Source organism: Pelomonas baiyunensis (assembly GCF_043555935.1).
Taxonomy (GTDB): Bacteria; Pseudomonadota; Gammaproteobacteria; order Burkholderiales; family Burkholderiaceae_C; genus Pelomonas; species Pelomonas baiyunensis.
Genome location: NZ_JBIGIB010000001.1, coordinates 580,285 through 596,146 on the forward strand (window position 1 = coordinate 580,285; position 15,862 = coordinate 596,146).

A 15,862-nucleotide genomic window follows, 5' to 3' on the forward strand; every position below is an offset into this window, starting at 1 on the left:
AACCTTGCGCGATTGATGCAAATTGCCTTCAGCGGTTCTTGTTGATTCACGCAAGCACTGCCGATAATTCGTTGTGATAGGAAGCTCACCATGCTGGATTGGGACGAAGACCTGAAGTCCTCTGACACCGCCGCTGCGAAACCCCTCGCAGCCATGCCTTCGGCGACTGCGACTGCAGCGTCGCACGCAGCCGCCAGCGTTTCGATGCCTGCGCCGCAGGTCACCGGTGAGTCCACCACCGCGCGCCGCGTGAAGGCGGCTGACAAGCGCATCATCAACGGCCAGACTGATGTGAATCAGCTGGTGCCGTTCAAGTACAAGTGGGCCTGGGAGAAGTACCTCGCCACCTGCGCCAATCACTGGATGCCGCAGGAAGTGAACATGAGCCGCGACATCGCGCTCTGGAAAGATCCCAACGGCCTGACCGAAGACGAGCGCCGCATCATCAAGCGCAACCTCGGCTTCTTCGTCACGGCCGACTCGCTGGCGGCCAACAACATCGTGCTGGGCACGTACCGCCACATCACGGCGCCGGAAGCCCGCCAGTTCTTGCTGCGCCAGGCGTTTGAAGAAGCGATCCACACGCACGCGTACCAGTACATCGTCGAGAGCTTGGGCCTGGACGAGAGCGAGATCTTCAACGCCTACAACGAAGTCCAGTCCATCCGCGACAAGGATGAGTTCCTGATCCCGTTCATCGACGCGATCATGAACCCCGACTTCAAGACCGGCACGCTGGCCACTGACCAAACGCTGCTCAAGTCGCTGATCGTGTTTGCGTGCTTGATGGAAGGCCTGTTCTTCTACGTCGGCTTCACGCAGATCCTGGCCATGGGCCGTCAGAACAAGATGACCGGTGCCGCTGAGCAGTACCAGTACATCCTCCGCGACGAGTCCATGCACTGCAACTTCGGCATCGACCTGATCAACCAGATCAAGCTCGAGAACCCGCAGCTCTGGACGGCCGAGTTCAAGGCCGAAATCAAGGCGCTGTTCCTGAAGGCTGTGGAACTGGAGTACCGCTACGCCGAGGACACCATGCCGCGCGGCGTGCTGGGCCTCAACGCATCGATGTTCAAGGGCTACCTGCGCTTCATCGCCAACCGGCGCGCGGTGCAGATCGGCCTGGAGCCGTTGTTCCCGAACGAAGAGAACCCGTTCCCGTGGATGAGCGAGATGATCGATTTGAAGAAGGAACGCAACTTCTTCGAAACCCGTGTCATCGAGTACCAGTCCGGCGGGGCTTTGAGCTGGGATTGATTCCAGCCTGACACCGATCAAGACCTGGCCAATGCAGTCACCGAGCGAAACCCGCATTCACACCCTTGAGGTGGCGGGGCTGCATGGCGATCCGATTCACCGTACCGAGGCGTTCCTCCTGAGCGACTCTCGGACGGTGAATAGCCGTATCTGCACGGACCGGTCCGTGCAGGGCGGTGACTTTTCCACTTGATCAAGGAGAAAACCATGGCAACTGCAAAGAAGGCCGCTCCGGCCAAGAAGGCCGCTCCGGCGAAGAAGGCCGCCGCCACCCCGGCGAAGAAGGCTGCTGCAACGCCGGCCAAGAAGGCCGCCGCTCCGGCGAAGAAGGCTGCGGCTCCGGCCAAGAAGGCCGCCGCTCCGGCGAAGAAGGCTGCGGCTCCGGCCAAGAAGGCCGCCGCTCCGGCGAAGAAGGCTGCCGCTCCGGCGAAGAAGGCCGCTCCGGCCAAGAAGGCTGCGGCTCCGGCGAAGAAGGCCGCTCCGGCCAAGAAGGCTGCTGCTCCGGCGAAGAAGGCCGCTCCGGCCAAGAAGGCCGCGGCTCCGGCGAAGAAGGCCGCTCCGGCCAAGAAGGCGGCTGCAACGCCGGCCAAGAAGGCCGCCGCTCCGGCGAAGAAGGCGGCTCCGGCCAAGAAGGCCGCTGCCACGCCCGCCAAGAAGGCTGCTGCGAAGCCGGCTGCTGCCCCTAAGAAGGCCGCTGCAACGCCTGCCAAGAAGGCTGCTGCCAAGCCTGCCGCTGCGCCCAAGAAGGCCGCTGCCAAGAAGGCGCCCGCTGCCAAGCCTGCCCCTGCGGCCAAGCCCGCCGCGGCTGCTCCCGCACCTGCAGCCAAGACGGCCCTGAGCCCGCAGGCTGCATGGCCGTTCCCGACGGGCGCCAAGCCCTGAGGTTCGTCCTCGCTTGATGCGAACCGGGCGGCTCAGCGGCCCGGTTGGTTACCCAAGCATCGGCCCGATGACACCAGGTGTCCTCGGGCCTTTTTATTGCTGTCGATCTGGGGTGCTGGTCGCACCGATCGGGATCGGTGCTCGTCGACCGCCGCGACCGTACTTTGCCCTCCGAGGCGCTTCGGTGCGCAGAGTGGAGGCGCTACCGGGCCTCTGCCCTCGATTCGATCAGGGGTAGAACAGGTTGACGCTGTAGCCGTTCACCCGCTGGCCTCCGGTGCTGAACACGAAGCTCAGCGGCTGCTCGGCATCCCCAGGCACTTGCTTCAGAGAAGGGGTGAACAGCTCCGGGCCCAAGACCTTGCGGGCCATGGCGGCGCCGCTGGCATCGGTCAGGCTCAGCTCGATGGACGGCATGGCCACCGGCACGGCAGTTTTGTTGCGCAACGTCAGGCTGAGCTTGTAGGCCCCGCCGCCTGCGGGATTGAGTGCCGTGGTGTCGAGGGTCAGGGCGTCAATGCGGCGCCAGGGGCCTACTTCACATCCGCTGACCTCGCACAAGCCCTCCAGCACCGGGCGCAATGCAGGGTGCTGCGCCACCAGTGCGTTGCGGAAGTGCACCGTCACCTGCAAAGCCAGCAGCGCGAGCAGCAGGCCGCTCACCAACCCCAGCAGCCACTTCATGCCCGGCCGGTTCCAGCGGGCCTCGCGCTCGGCATGGCGCATGAAGTCCGGCACCACCGCGGGCGTTTCGTCCGGTTGTGCGGCTGGCGCAGGGGCCGGTGCCTCCGCGGCCGGGGCTTCGGCGGCGAACGTGGGCTCGCGGTCGAGTGCCGACCCCGGCGGCAGAGAAGTAGGGCCAGACTCGACCGTGTCCATCCAGCGCGGCTCTTGCCGTCCAGGCTCGGCTGGCCAGCCGGTGGGCAGCGGCTCCGGATGTGCTTCGGGTTCGGGCGGCGGCATCCAGGGCTCGACCGGGTCGTCCACAGGGGAGGTCGCCCGTTGGTCCGCCATCGCAGCGGCCGGTGCCGGAGGCTGTTGTGGCAGCGGAGGCGGTGACGGCGGCGTGAAGGCGGCCGGCCAGGGCGGTGGTGCGTCGCGCTCGATATCGAACAGCAGTTCGCGCGCGTCGAAGATTTCGGCGCAGCGGCCGCAGCGCACCCAGCCGTCCGACACGCGGAGCTGGTCTTCGACGATGCGGAAGATGGTTCCGCAGGCGGTGCAGCGGGTGGCGAGGCTCATGCGTTGCGGTGGGCCGTCATCAGGATCCAGCCGTCTTCTTCATCGCTGACGCTCAAGGTCAGCCACGGCGCGTAGGCGGCCTTGAGCTCTTCGGCCTGGCGGCTGAGGATGCCCGCCAGGATGAGGTCACCGCCGGCGGCCACGTGCGCACACAACAGCGGTGCGAGCAGCTTCAGCGGGGTGGCCAGGATGTTGGCAATCACGAGCGGGTATTCGCCCGAGGCCAGCTCGGGCAGGCCCACGCGCAGGGTGACGCCGTTGGCGGTGGCGTTGTCGGTGGACGAGGTGACGGCGGCGGGGTCAATGTCCACCGCGTCGATGTTCTGCGCGCCGTGCAGCGCAGCGCCGATGGCCAGGATGCCCGAGCCGCAGCCGTAGTCCAGCACACGCGGCCAGGGCTGGGCGTGCGTGGCGATCCAGCGCAGGCACATGCGGGTGGTGGGGTGTGTGCCCGTGCCAAAGGCCAGGCCCGGGTCCAGGCGCATCACGCGCTGGGCTTGCGGCGGCGCCTCGTGCCAGCTCGGCACGATCCAGAACTCAGGCGTGATCTCGACCGGCGCGAACTGGCTTTGCGTCAGTCGCACCCAGTCTTGCTCAGGCACGGCCTGGATGGCCTGGACGTGGACGTCGGCCGCCCAGTCTTGCGCCAGGATCAGCGTGGCCGCTTCGGTGGCTTCCGGTTCGCTGGCAAACAGCGCCTTGACCACCGAGCGTTCCCAGCCCGGCTTGGGTGCGGGCATGCCGGGTTCGCCGAACAGGGCGCGTTCGGCGTCGGTGTCGGCATCGGCGTCCTCGACGGACACCGCCAGGGCTTCGATCTCCATCAGCGCGTCGCTGACGATTTCGACATCCGCCTCGCGGCAGACCAGGGCAAGTTCAAACAGATGACTCATGCCGCGTATTGTCCCGCGACTGCCGAGGTCTGCCGCGCGGGCTTCATCGCTTGTGCGCAGCCATCCAAGCTTCGAGGTAGTGGATGGAGGTGCCGCCTTCGATGAACTTGGCGTCCGCCATCAGCTCGCGGTGCAGCGGGATGTTGGTCTGGATGCCTTCGACCACGGTCTCGCTCAGGGCGATGCGCATGCGGGCCAGGGCCTGCTCGCGGGTGTCGCCGTGGACGATGATCTTGCCGATCATGGAGTCGTAGTTGGGCGGCACGAAGTAGTTCGTGTACGCATGCGAATCCACCCGCACGCCGGGGCCGCCGGGTGCGTGCCACATGGTGATGCGGCCAGGCGACGGCACGAACTTGACCGGGTCTTCCGCGTTGATGCGGCACTCGATGGCGTGGCCGCGCAGCTCGATCTGGCGCTGCGTGAACGGCAGCTTCTCGCCGGCGGCGATCTTGATCTGCTGCTGCACGATGTCGATGCCGGTCACGAGTTCCGTCACCGGATGCTCCACCTGCACGCGGGTGTTCATCTCGATGAAGTAGAACTCGCCGTTCTCGTACAGGAACTCGAACGTGCCGGCGCCGCGGTAGCCGATCTTCTTGCAGGCAGCAGCACAGCGGTCGCCCACCTTCTCGATGATGCGGCGCGGGATGCCCGGTGCGGGCGCTTCCTCAATGATCTTCTGGTGGCGGCGCTGCATCGAGCAGTCGCGCTCGCCCAGCCACACCGCGTTGCGGTGCGTGTCAGCCAGCACCTGGATTTCCACATGGCGTGGGTTCTCCAGGAACTTCTCCATGTAGACCTGCGGGTTGCCGAACGCGGCACCTGCTTCAGCCCGCGTGGTCTGCACGGCGTGAACGAGCGCGGCTTCGGTGTGCACCACCCGCATGCCGCGGCCACCGCCGCCGCCAGCGGCCTTGATGATGACCGGGTAGCCCACCGAGCGGGCGATCTTGATGATTTCCTTCGGGTCTTCGGGCAGGGCGCCTTCCGAGCCCGGCACGCAGGGCACGCCGGCACGGATCATGGCCTGCTTGGCCGAGACCTTGTCGCCCATGATGCGGATGGCTTCGGGCGTGGGGCCGATGAAGGTGAAGCCGCTGCGCTCCACGCGCTCGGCAAAGTCGGCGTTTTCGCTCAGGAAGCCGTAGCCGGGGTGGATGGCCTCGGCGTCCGTCACCTCGGCGGTGGCGATGATGGCCGGCATGCTGAGGTAGCTCTGCGCCGACGGGGCCGGGCCGATGCACACGGCCTCGTCGGCCAGGCGCACGTACTTCGCGTCGCGGTCGGCTTCCGAGTAGACGACGACCGACTTGATGCCGAGCTCTCGACACGCGCGCTGAATGCGCAGCGCGATTTCGCCTCGATTGGCGATCAGGACCTTCTTGAACATCCGAAGTCCTTACTCAATGACGAACAGCGGCTGGCCGAACTCGACGGGTTGACCGTTCTCCACCAGAACCTTGGTGATCGTGCCGGTCTTGTCGGCTTCGATCTCGTTCATGATCTTCATCGCTTCGATGATGCAGATCGCTTCGCCTTCCTTGACCGACTGGCCGACGTCAGCAAACGGCTTGGCGTTGGGGCTGGACGCGCGGTAGAAGGTGCCGACCATGGGCGACTTGACGATGTGACCGGTCTCGGCGGCCGGCGCGGCCGGGGCGCTGGCAGCAGCCGGGGCGGCCGCAGCCACCGGGGCGGCGGCCATCATGACGGGCGCGGGCGCGGCGGCATAGACGGGCTGCACGGCGGCCGCGGCAGCGGCCGGATCGGCCTTGACGATGCGAACCTTGCCGTCGGCTTCGGTGATTTCCAGTTCGGAGATGTTCGATTCCGAGACCAGATCGATCAGGGTTTTGAGCTTGCGCAGGTCCATCATGACTCCAGGCGGTGTTGTTGTTGTCGGGGAAGAACGAAGGCGGAGGCCACGACCGGTGGGTCAGGCGCCCGCTTCCAACGATTCGAGGGCGTGACGCAGGGCGAGGCGATAGCCGTTGGCGCCCAGGCCACAAATGACGCCGACGGCCAGCTCACTCACATAGCTGTGGTGGCGGAAGGCCTCGCGGCGGTGGATGTTCGAGAGGTGAACTTCGATGAAGGGCAGGGCCACGGCCGCGAGCGCGTCGCGGATGGCCACGCTGGTGTGCGTGTAGGCCGCCGGATTGATCAGGATGAAGCGCGTGCCATCCGTTCGGGCGGCCTGGATGCGGTCCACCAGGGCGCCTTCGTGGTTGCTTTGGAAGCTCACCAGGGTGGCGCCGGCTTCTGCGGCGATCGTGCTCAGTTCGGCGTCGATTTGCGCCAGAGTCTGCGCGCCGTACACCTCGGGCTCGCGGGTGCCGAGCAGGTTGAGGTTGGGGCCATGCAGGACGAGAACTTGCATCAAACAGGTGGTGGCGCTGCGGACCCAAGGTCTAGAGAGCCGCCACTAAATTGAGGAAGGGCGAACTTTACGCGTTTTGAGCCCGATTTCCCGTTGGATAGGGAAATTCTCAGGGTCGGCCGCCTGTGATGGCCTGAAAGCCGCGGATGGGCTCAGGTTTTCGCGAGTTCGCGCAGGTCTTCGGGGTGGGTCACGCCCAAGCGGCGCCAGTGGATCTCGCCTTGGCGGTCGAACGCGAGCGAAAACGGCAGGCCACCGGCTGGGTTGCCGAGTTCGCGCGCCAGGGCCAGCCCTTCAGCGCCGGCCAGTGCCACGGGAAAGTCCAGCGGCGTTTTCTGCAGGAAGGTTTTCACCGGCTCGGGCTGGTCCACGGCCAGGGCCAGCACTTGCCAGCCTTTCGAGCGGGCGTCTTTGTAGAACTGGTTGATGTCCGGCAGTTCCTTGACGCAAGGCGGGCACCAGGTCGCCCAGAAGTTCACGAGCAGGGGCTGGCCACGCCAGTGGGCCACGTCCAGTTCGGTGCCGTCGAGGGCGGTGAAGCGACGCGCCCAGAAACTCTGAGCGGCCGGCGTCAGCTCGGGCGTGTGAAAGCGCCGCCAAGCCCATTGGGCGGCCAAGCCGGCCACCACGGACACACCGGCCGTGGCCAGAAAGGTGCGGCGCCAGTGCGCCGGCATGGGTTCATGTTTCATCAAGTACCTGCTGCAGGGCGGCGAGATCACCGCGTTCCGTCTGGCCGCGCGCGTCGGGTTTGAGGGCGCCGCGCAGGTCGTCGAAGTCCAGGACGGTCAGGCAGAGTGTGACGCGCTCCTGCAGGGCGGGGCAGGGCACATCCAGGATGAGCATGTCCACCGCCCGGTTTCTCGGGCCGGTGGTTTCGGCCACGTCAAAACTCAGGCCGCGGTTCAGCAGGCCGATTTCGGCGGCCTTGGAGTCGTCGCAGTACAGCTGCAGGTGCAGGTTGGACAGCCGGGTGGCCGTGCCGCGCCACACCGCGCCGGTCAGGTGCGGGCGGAACTCGGCCAGCCGGGCCATCCACTGGGCCGCCAGCTCGCGCAGAGCGCGCAGCTCGCCGGGTTGGGTGTCGGCATGGAAGATGGCGATGTGCTCGCGCACCGCGTCTTCCACCGCATCGTTGTCGGGCAGGGCGCCGCGGGGCTGGCCCAGGTCACGGGCCGCGCGCTGCTTGGCCGGGCCCCAGTCCATGCCCTCGTCCACGATCAAACGGGCGGCGGCCGCAGCAATTTCTTCGGTCAGGCTCATGGCAATTGGGCGCTGGGCATGCGAGCGGCAATCACGGCGGCTCGGCCCAGCACGTACGGTGACGCGGGCTGCCGCTCAAACCGCTTGGGGGCCGGCAGCATCACGGCCAGGCGTGCGGCCTCGAAGGTGCCGAGCCGGGCGGCGTCGGTGCGGAAGTAGTGGCGGGCGGCGGCTTGCGCGCCGAACAGGCCTTCGCCCCACTCGACGTGGTTCAGGTAGATCTCCAGCAAGCGGCGTTTGTCCAGCAGCCCTTCGAGCATCAAGGTCAGCACCAACTCCTGGCCTTTGCGCAGCAAGGTGCGCTCGCCGGAAAGGAACAGGTTCTTGGCCAACTGCTGGCTGATGGTCGAGCCGCCCACCACCTTGGCGGTGGTTTTGCCGCGCGCTTCGGCGCGGGCTTGCGCGCGCTCGTTTTTCTTCCAGGCGCTTTGCAGGGCTTCCCAGTCCACGCCGCCGTGGGTGGCGAAGGAGTCGTCCTCACTCGCGATCACCGCACGCTTGAGCGTGATGGGCAACTGGCTGTCGTCCACCCAGGTTTGAGACCACGCGAGCTGATGTTGGTCGCGCACCAGCCGCAAGGCTTCGCTACGTTGGAAGGTGGTGGATTGCGGCGCCAGCCAGCGCATGGCCAGGATGCGTGCGCCGAACCACAGTTGCAGGCACAGCACTGCAAGGGACAGAACGGCCAGCAGTCGCGTGAGCCGCTGCTTCACAGGCTGGCCCTCATGGCGCGCAGCACCGGCCCGGTGTCGGGTCGCACGCCGCGCCAGAAGTGAAAGGCTTCGGCCGCCTGCTCCACCAGCATGCCCAGGCCGTCGCGCGGCTCGGCACCGTGCGCGGCCGCCCAGTCCAGGAAGGGCTGGGCTTTGGGGCCGTACATCATGTCCACCACCAGCGCGCCGGGGCGCAGCACCTGGGCGCCGACGGGCGAGGCCTCGCCGGCCAGGCTGCTGCTGGTGGCGTTGATCACCACGTCCTGCGTGGCCGGCGCATCGGCCAGCGTGGCGGCGGCGAGCCTGACACCCAGCTGCTGCCCCAACTGGGCATGGCTGGCCACCAGGGCCTGTGCCTTGTCGACCGAGCGGTTGACCACGGTGACTTGCGCCGGCCGGGCGGCCATCAGGCTGCCCAGCACGCCGGCAGCGGCACCCCCGGCGCCCACCAGCAGCACCTGCACGCCTTGCAGCGGGCGGGCGGCGTTGTGCTGGATGTCGTTCACCAGGCCGGCACCGTCGGTGTTGTCGCCCACCCAGCCGTCCGCATCAAAGCGCAGGGTGTTGACGGCGCCGCCCAGTTCCGCGCGCTCGGTGCGGCGGGTGGCCAGTGCGAACGCCTCGAACTTGAACGGCACGGTCACGTTGCAACCCTTGGCTCCCGCGGCTGCGAACGCGCGAAGCGTCGCCTCAAAGCCGTCCAGCGGCGCCAGCAGGCGCTCGTAGTGCAGCGCCTGCCCGGTCTGATCGGCAAACAGGGCGTGGATGGTGGGGGAGCGGCTGTGTTCGACCGGGTGGCCGACCACGGCGTAGCGGTCAGGCGCCGGGCCGCTGGCGGCGGGGTGGGCATTCATGGGGCTTGTCCTGCGAGGCTGGTTTCCAGGCCCTCGTCACGCGTGAAACGAAAGCGCGAGGTGATGACCAGCACCTCGGCGCCGCGCAGCATCTCGGCACTGAAGTTGCCGAAGGGCGAGGCCGCCTGCACGATGGCCACGGCCCGCTTGTCCAGCGTGGCGTTGCCGCTGGGGGCCACGATTTCGGTCTCGATGACGCGGCCCTTGTGGTCAATGTGGATGTTCATCGTCAGCTCGCCGTAGAGCTTTTTGCCGCGGTACTCGGGGAAGTCGCGCGTGCCGCGTTCCTCGATGCGGCGGCGCAGTGCGTCGTAGTACTGCGCGTACACCACCTCGCGGGTGGCCGGGCTGATGTAGCGCTTGCGCGGCCGGGCGCTTTCTTCGTTGACGCGCTTTTCAATCTCGGCGAGCAGGTCCACCAGTTGACGCCGCTTTTCGGCTTGCGCGCGCTCGGTCGGGTCGCTCTTTTCACGCCGCGGGTCGGGCGGCGGCAGCAGGGCCAGTTCGCGCCGCACCTGGGTCAGCAGTTGTTGCTGCTGCTCTTGCAGCTTGGTGATCTGGGTGTGCGCGGCCTCGGCGGCGTCGCCCTTCTCGCTGTGGCGGGCTGGGGGCAGGGGCGAGGTGGCGCGGCCGGTTTCCAGGTTGCCGCCGCCGGCCAGGTTGGCTTGGGCCAGCGCGGCGGCCTTGGTGGGCAGTTCGTTGGAGCGGGTGTTGACCAGCACCACCTCCAGCGGCGTGTCCTGGAAGATGCGGTTGAACGCTTCGGGCGCGGCGATGCGCAGGCTCAGCAAGGCGCCGTGAACCCCCAGCGACAAGGCCAGGGCGATCTGCAGCGTGCTGAACCGGCGCATGTCAGCTGTGGCTGGCCGGTGCGGCGGCGGTGTCGCCGTCGGCACCTCCGTCGTTCAGGTCGATGGCCAGCGTCAGCGGTGCGGCGGCGGCTTCCAGCTCGTCGTCGTCACCGTCCGGCTCGGCCTCGGCGGCCACTTCATCGAGGCGCTCCACCAGCGTGGCGTGCACATCCAGCGTCATCTCATCCAGGCCGGTGATGCGCACCTTCACGTGGCTGCCGCGCGGCAGGGGCTCGCAACCCAGTGCCTTGAACACCAGCGGCAGGTCGTCCGCGCGTACCAGGCCTTCCTTCATGACGGTGGCGGTCAGCTCGGTGGTGGCGTTCTGCTGCAGCCAGCGCAGCGTCCAGAAGCGCTCGATGCCGTTCTGGAAGCCGTTGTAGGCGGCGTAGGCCGCCTCGAAGCCCGAGATGATGGAGAAGAGCTGCGCGTCCTTCGGCTTGAAGGGCGCCACCAGCGCGGCCGTCTTGCCGTGGCGGGCGGCCGCGATGATTTGCCACTGGTTGACCAGGTCCACATAGCGACGCAGTGGCGAGCTGGCCCAGGTGTAGCTGGCCACGCCCATGCCGGCGTGGGGCAGGGCCTTCACGCCCATGCGCACCTTGATGCCGGGCGCCAGGCTGGCCTGGCTGCGGTAGATGCCGGGCAGGCCCAGTTCGGCCAGCCAGCCGCCCCAGGCTGAGTTGGCCAGGATCATGGCCTCGGCCACGATGAGGTCGAGCGAACTGCCGCGGGCACGCACGCTGATCTCGACCGACTCGGTGCCGTCCGGCGCTTCCGAGCGCTCGCCGGCGAGGCGGAAGTTGTAGTCCGGCCGGTTGAAGTTCTCGGGCTTGCCGCGCACCACCTCGCGCTGCGCCTTCAGGTGCTTGGCCAGGCGCCAGGTGAAGGCGAGTTCGGGCGCGAAGGCGTAGTCGGCCGGCGCCTCGCCCGACAGCGTGGCATCGGTGACGATGCCGTCCAGCTTGTCGTGGCGCAGGTTGGCGGCGATGTGCACGCGCTCCAGCTTGGTTTCGCGCGAGGTGACCTCAAACGTTGCCTCATCCATCGTGAAGTAGATGGACACCGCCGGGCAGTCGCGGCCTTCGATCAGCGTGTAGGCCTGCACCACCTCGTCGGGCAGCATGGTCAGCTTCCAACCCGGCATGTAGACGGTGGACAGCCGCTCGCGGGCCACCTTGTCTACGGCCGAGTCCGGCGTGATGGCCAGGCCCGGTGCGGCGATGTGCACGCCGAAGGTGACGGTGCCGGTGCCCAGCCCCTGCACGGAGAGCGCGTCGTCGATTTCGGTGGTTTGCGAGTCGTCGATGGAGAAGGCGCGGGCCGGGCTCAAGGCCAGCTCGTCCTTGATCTCCGGTGCCGTCAGCGCGGGGAAGCCGGTGCCCTTGGGGAAGTTCTCGAACAGGAAGCGCTTCCAGTGGAACTGGTAGGCGCTGGTGATGGCGCCTGCGGCCTGCAGCAGGTCCAGCGGCGCCTTGTGGGCGAGCTTGCTCGCCTCCACCACGGCCTTGTACTCGGGTCCGTTCTTGTCGGGCTTGAAGAGGATCTTGTAGATCTGGTCCTGGATGGGCTGCGGGCAGGTGCCGGCCACCAGCTCTTGCGCCCAGGCTTCGATCTGCAAGGCCTGCTGGCGCTTGCGCTCGATGCCCAGCAGCGCGGCCTTCACGGTTTCTTCCGGCGCCTTCTTGAACTGGCCTTTGCCGGCGCGGCGGAAGTAGTGCGGCGCATCGAACAGGCGGAACAGCGCAGCGGCTTGCTGCACCACGCCGGCCTTGGCGTCGAAGTAGTCGCGTGCCAGGTCGGCAAAGCCGAACTCGCCCTCGGGGGCGAACTCCCAGGCCAGGTCCAGGTCGATCTCGTCGGCCAGTTGGCGGCCCTCGGCCAGCAGCACGGCGGGGGCGGGCTGCTCGAACTTCAGCAGCACATTGGCCGACTTGACCTTGACCCGCTTGCCCGAGTCGAGCTCCACCTGCAGCGAGGCATCGGCCTCGCTCATCACACGGCCGGCGAGGAATTTGCCGGCGTCATCAAACAGCGCAAACATAGGCGGCGGATTCTCCCCTACCCGAGCAGGTGCGCCGCCAAGCCGGGCAGGTGGTTTTCAAAGTCGGTCAGGCCGTGGTCGCTGCCCTCCAGCACCTCGCCGTCGCAGCCGGCGTAGCGCGCCAGCATTTCGCGCCAGTCCAGCAGTTCGTCGCCCTTGGCGATCAGCGCGTAGTAACGCTGCGGCTGCGTCAGGCGAGGTGGCGTCAGCGCCTGCAACTCCGCCACGTGCTGGGCGGTGAACTCGAATTGCAGCGCCGGGTCGTGCCAGGCCGTCAGCGTGCCAATGTGCCGGGCCAGATCGCGCGCCGGGTTGACGGCCGGGTTCAGCACTGCCACTCGCCAGCCGCGTTGCGCGGGCTGCTCGGCCAGCGCCGTGGCGTAGAAACCGCCGAGCGAGCTGCCAATGACCGCCACCCCGCTGCGCGGCCAGCCCGCCACGCGCTCCATGACCCAGGCCAGCGCATCCAGCGGCGACGGCGGCAACTGCGGGCACTCGAAGGTCAGGCCGGGCTGCTGGGCGGCCCATTCGGCCATGCGCCGCGCCTTGGCGGAGGCGGGCGACGAGCGAAAACCATGCAGATACAACAGATGCGTGAGCGCCATGACGGAAGTTTTTGCGTGAGATTCGGCGCGCCGGCGACGGGGGCGGACGCGGATTGACGCGAGTGTCGCTGCGCCCCACAGTCCGCGGCTTTTGTTTCCTTCGGTCACACCATGATCCCGAGCTCCCGCACCGCCCTGGCCGCTGCCGCGCTGATCGCGCTGACCGGCCTGGCCCAAGCCCAGACCCCGGCCGCACCTGCTGCGGCCGCCTCCGCCCCGGCCGCTGCCGCCCGCCCGCCCGCCGACCCGACGGCACCCAAGCCCTTCGCCGACGTCATCAAGGGCGCCACCGAGCAGCCCGGCCTCTTCCCGATTTGGCGCAAGGACGAGAAGGTCTGGATCGAGATCCCGAAAGACGCCTTCCGCAAGCCCTTCCTGTTCAGCGTGAACGTGGCCAACGCCGTGGGCGAACGCGGCCTGTATGCCAGCCAGATGCTGGGCGACGAGCTGGCCGAGTGGCGCCGCATCGGCAACCAGGTGCAGCTGATTGCGCTGAACACCAAGTTCCGCTCCAGCCAGCCGGACAGCAAGCTCGCCATCGAGCAGGCCTTCTCGCCCAGCCTGATCGCCGGCGTGCCGGTGGCCAGCGCCGACCACCCGGACCGCAAGTCGGTTCTCGTGGATGCCTCCGGCCTGCTGCTGGGCGACATCCCGGGTTACTCCACGCGTCTGGAAATGGCCTACCGCCTGCCGTTCGCGCCGGACCGCGCCAACTCCTACATCGAAGCCACGCGGGCCGATGCACAGATTTCCACGCTGACCTCACGCGTGCACTTCGCCACCGCGCGCATTCCGGCGCCGCCGCTGGTGCCTGCGCCGGTGCCCACGCCCACGCCACCGCAGGCCACGCCGGATGCGCGGTCGATGTTCTTCAGCTTCGTCTACAGCTTCCGCGCGCTGCCCGAGCAGCCCGCCGCGGTGCGCCACGCCGACCCGCGCCTGGGTCACTTCACCGAGGCCTACAGCAACCTGGGCGATGACCTGAAGGCCAACCCCCGCGTGCACATGGTGGCCCGCTGGCGCCTGGAGAAGAAAGACCCGGCCGCAGCCCTGTCCGAGCCGGTTCAGCCCATCGTGTACTGGATGGACAAGAACATCCCGGCCAAGTACCGCGCGGCGGTGAAGGCGGGCATTGAAGAGTGGAACAAGGCCTTCGAGAAGATCGGCTTCAAGGACGCGGTGCAGGCCAAGCAGCAGCCTGACGACGCCGATTGGGACAACATGGATTCCACCCACGCGTCGATTCGCTGGTTCACCGGTGCGGACGTGGGCTTTGCCATCGGCCCGAGCAACCGCGACCCGCGCACCGGCGAAATCCTGGACGCCGACATCGGCATGAGCGACGTGTTCGGCCGCGGCTCGCGCCGCCTGGCGACGGATGACGTGCTGGGCTGGCACGCGCATGAGGCCGGCGAGGCTGCATCCAGCAGCTGGATGGGCGAGCGCAGCCTGCGCCTGTCGGAGCAGCAGTGCCGCTACATGGCCGACCAGGCCCGCGAACTCGGCTTTGCGCTGGACCTGCTGGCCCTGCGCGATGGCCTGGACATGAACGGCCCCGAGGCCGAAGCGCTGGCGCAGGCCGTGATCAAGGATGTGGTGATGCACGAGGTGGGCCACACCCTGGGCCTGAAGCACAACTTCCGCTCGTCCACCACCGTCACGCAGGCGCAGCTCAAGGACAAGGCCTACACCGAGGCGCACGGTATTTCCAACTCGGTGATGGACTACAACGCCTACAACCTGCCCCTCAAGGGCGAGCCCAAGGCCAGTCTGACCAACACCACGCTGGGCGCGTACGACTACTGGGCCATCGAGTACGCCTACAAGCCGATTGCCGCCGACCAGGAAGCCGCTGAGCTGGCCAAGATCGCGGCGCGCTCGACCGAACCGCAGCTGGCCTACGGCGACGACCTGGACCAAGGCGTGGGCGGCCCGTACGACGGCTTCGACCCCCGCACGAACCAGCGCGACCTGGGCGATGACCCGCTGGCCTACGCCAAAAAGCGCCTCAAGCTCAGCCAGGAGCTGTGGGAGCGCGTGCAGGCCCGCCCGGCCAACCTGGGCGACGACCCGCTGCGCAACCGCCGCTCGGTCAGCGAGTCCTTCCGCCAGTTGGTGATGACCGCCAACAACGTCAGCAAGTACGTCGGCGGCCTGCACGCCGAACGCACGGTGCCGGGCGTGACGCAAGGCCCGGCGTTCAAGCCGGTGGACAACGCCCAGCAGCGTGAGGCCCTGCGCTTCATCGCCAGCGGGCTGCTGTCCAGCGACTCGTTCAAGTTCAAGCCCGAGTTCCTGGCGGCGCAGACCGTGGACTACAACGAGTGGGACCGCGGCCTGCCGCTGTCCATTCCGGACGCCGTGGCCGTGGTGCAGGGGCGCGTGCTGGATCGCCTGATGTCGGCCAGCACCGCACGCCGCCTGATCGAGCAGGCCAATTACCTGCCGGAGGCGCAACGCAAGGGCGCAGTGTCGCTGAGCGAGGTGTACGGCGCGCTGCAATCGGCCATCTTCAGCGAGCTGAAGACGGGGGCTGAGATCGACCGCATGCGCCGCAGCCTGCAGCGCGAGTACATCAAGCGCCTGCAGGCCCAGCTGAACCGCTCCACCAATGGCGTGGCGGCATACGCCGACGCGTTTGCGCTGGCGCGCTGGCATGCCAACCAACTGGCGGGCGACTTGCGTGCGGCTTCGGCCAAGCCGGGCCTGTCCATCGAGACGCGGGCCCACCTGGCCGAGTCGCTGGAGCTGCTGAACAGCATGCTCAAGGCCACGCTGGTGCGCAGCTGACGCGCGGGGCATTGCCCCACTGCGAAGGCCGGCCATGCGCCGGCCTTTTTTCATCCGCGCGTGCGCGGCCTAGGATGAGTGC

15 protein-coding genes are annotated in these 15,862 nt (G+C 67.8%); 3 read left to right on the forward strand and 12 right to left on the reverse strand.

The window, feature by feature from the left end:
- Nucleotides 1-90 precede the first annotated feature (90 nt).
- Together ACG01O_RS02490 and ACG01O_RS02495 are read left to right on the forward strand one after the other, a co-directional pair.
- Nucleotides 91-1,260 carry a ribonucleotide-diphosphate reductase subunit beta gene (locus ACG01O_RS02490; protein WP_394381015.1) on the forward strand — a complete coding sequence of 390 codons (1,170 nt, stop codon included), beginning with the start codon at nt 91-93 and terminating at the stop codon, nt 1,258-1,260.
- 207 nt (nt 1,261-1,467) lie between these two features.
- Nucleotides 1,468-2,142, forward strand: coding sequence for a histone H1 (locus ACG01O_RS02495; protein ID WP_394381018.1), 675 nt, complete (start codon nt 1,468-1,470; stop codon nt 2,140-2,142).
- Between the two features lie 228 nt (nt 2,143-2,370).
- Here ACG01O_RS02495 and ACG01O_RS02500 read toward each other — a convergent pair whose 3' ends face one another.
- From ACG01O_RS02500 to ACG01O_RS02555, 12 genes are all read right to left on the reverse strand, one after another.
- Complete coding sequence (locus ACG01O_RS02500; protein WP_394381021.1) at nt 2,371-3,384, reverse strand: zinc-ribbon and DUF3426 domain-containing protein; 1,014 nt, start codon at nt 3,382-3,384, stop codon at nt 2,371-2,373.
- Complete coding sequence (gene prmA, locus ACG01O_RS02505) at nt 3,381-4,268, reverse strand: 50S ribosomal protein L11 methyltransferase (RefSeq protein WP_394382482.1); 888 nt, start codon at nt 4,266-4,268, stop codon at nt 3,381-3,383. The genes ACG01O_RS02500 and prmA overlap by 4 nt, the downstream gene beginning before the upstream one ends.
- Nucleotides 4,269-4,320: 52 nt before the next feature.
- Nucleotides 4,321-5,670, reverse strand: coding sequence for an acetyl-CoA carboxylase biotin carboxylase subunit (gene accC / locus ACG01O_RS02510; protein ID WP_394381024.1), 1,350 nt, complete (start codon nt 5,668-5,670; stop codon nt 4,321-4,323).
- 9 nt (nt 5,671-5,679) lie between these two features.
- Nucleotides 5,680-6,153 carry an acetyl-CoA carboxylase biotin carboxyl carrier protein gene (gene accB / locus ACG01O_RS02515; protein ID WP_394382485.1) on the reverse strand — a complete coding sequence of 158 codons (474 nt, stop codon included), beginning with the start codon at nt 6,151-6,153 and terminating at the stop codon, nt 5,680-5,682.
- A gap of 63 nt (nt 6,154-6,216) precedes the next feature.
- Entirely contained in the window at nt 6,217-6,663 is a 447-nt protein-coding gene (aroQ, locus tag ACG01O_RS02520) for a type II 3-dehydroquinate dehydratase (protein WP_394381026.1), read from the reverse strand.
- A gap of 149 nt (nt 6,664-6,812) precedes the next feature.
- The gene (locus ACG01O_RS02525; protein ID WP_394381029.1) at nt 6,813-7,352 is read right to left on the reverse strand and encodes a TlpA family protein disulfide reductase; all 540 of its coding nucleotides are present in this window, start codon (nt 7,350-7,352) and stop codon (nt 6,813-6,815) included.
- On the reverse strand, nt 7,342-7,923 hold the full coding sequence (locus ACG01O_RS02530) for a hypothetical protein (protein WP_394381032.1): 582 nt from the start codon (nt 7,921-7,923) through the stop codon (nt 7,342-7,344). The genes ACG01O_RS02525 and ACG01O_RS02530 overlap by 11 nt, the downstream gene beginning before the upstream one ends.
- Nucleotides 7,920-8,636, reverse strand: a complete 717-nt coding sequence (mtgA, locus tag ACG01O_RS02535; protein ID WP_394381034.1) for a monofunctional biosynthetic peptidoglycan transglycosylase — start codon at nt 8,634-8,636, stop codon at nt 7,920-7,922. Before mtgA ends, ACG01O_RS02530 begins: the two co-directional genes overlap by 4 nt.
- On the reverse strand, nt 8,633-9,490 hold the full coding sequence (gene aroE, locus ACG01O_RS02540; protein WP_394381036.1) for a shikimate dehydrogenase: 858 nt from the start codon (nt 9,488-9,490) through the stop codon (nt 8,633-8,635). The genes mtgA and aroE overlap by 4 nt, the downstream gene beginning before the upstream one ends.
- Entirely contained in the window at nt 9,487-10,341 is an 855-nt protein-coding gene (locus tag ACG01O_RS02545) for an energy transducer TonB (RefSeq protein ID WP_394381039.1), read from the reverse strand. The genes aroE and ACG01O_RS02545 overlap by 4 nt, the downstream gene beginning before the upstream one ends.
- Before the next feature lies 1 nt (nt 10,342).
- Nucleotides 10,343-12,385: a ribonuclease catalytic domain-containing protein gene (locus ACG01O_RS02550; RefSeq protein WP_394381042.1), complete on the reverse strand. Its 2,043-nt coding sequence runs from the start codon at nt 12,383-12,385 to the stop codon at nt 10,343-10,345.
- 17 nt (nt 12,386-12,402) lie between these two features.
- Entirely contained in the window at nt 12,403-12,990 is a 588-nt protein-coding gene (locus ACG01O_RS02555; RefSeq protein ID WP_394381045.1) for a YqiA/YcfP family alpha/beta fold hydrolase, read from the reverse strand.
- A gap of 111 nt (nt 12,991-13,101) precedes the next feature.
- Here ACG01O_RS02555 and ACG01O_RS02560 point away from each other — a divergent pair, with 111 nt between their 5' ends.
- Complete coding sequence (locus ACG01O_RS02560) at nt 13,102-15,780, forward strand: zinc-dependent metalloprotease (RefSeq protein ID WP_394381048.1); 2,679 nt, start codon at nt 13,102-13,104, stop codon at nt 15,778-15,780.
- Nucleotides 15,781-15,862 lie beyond the last annotated feature (82 nt).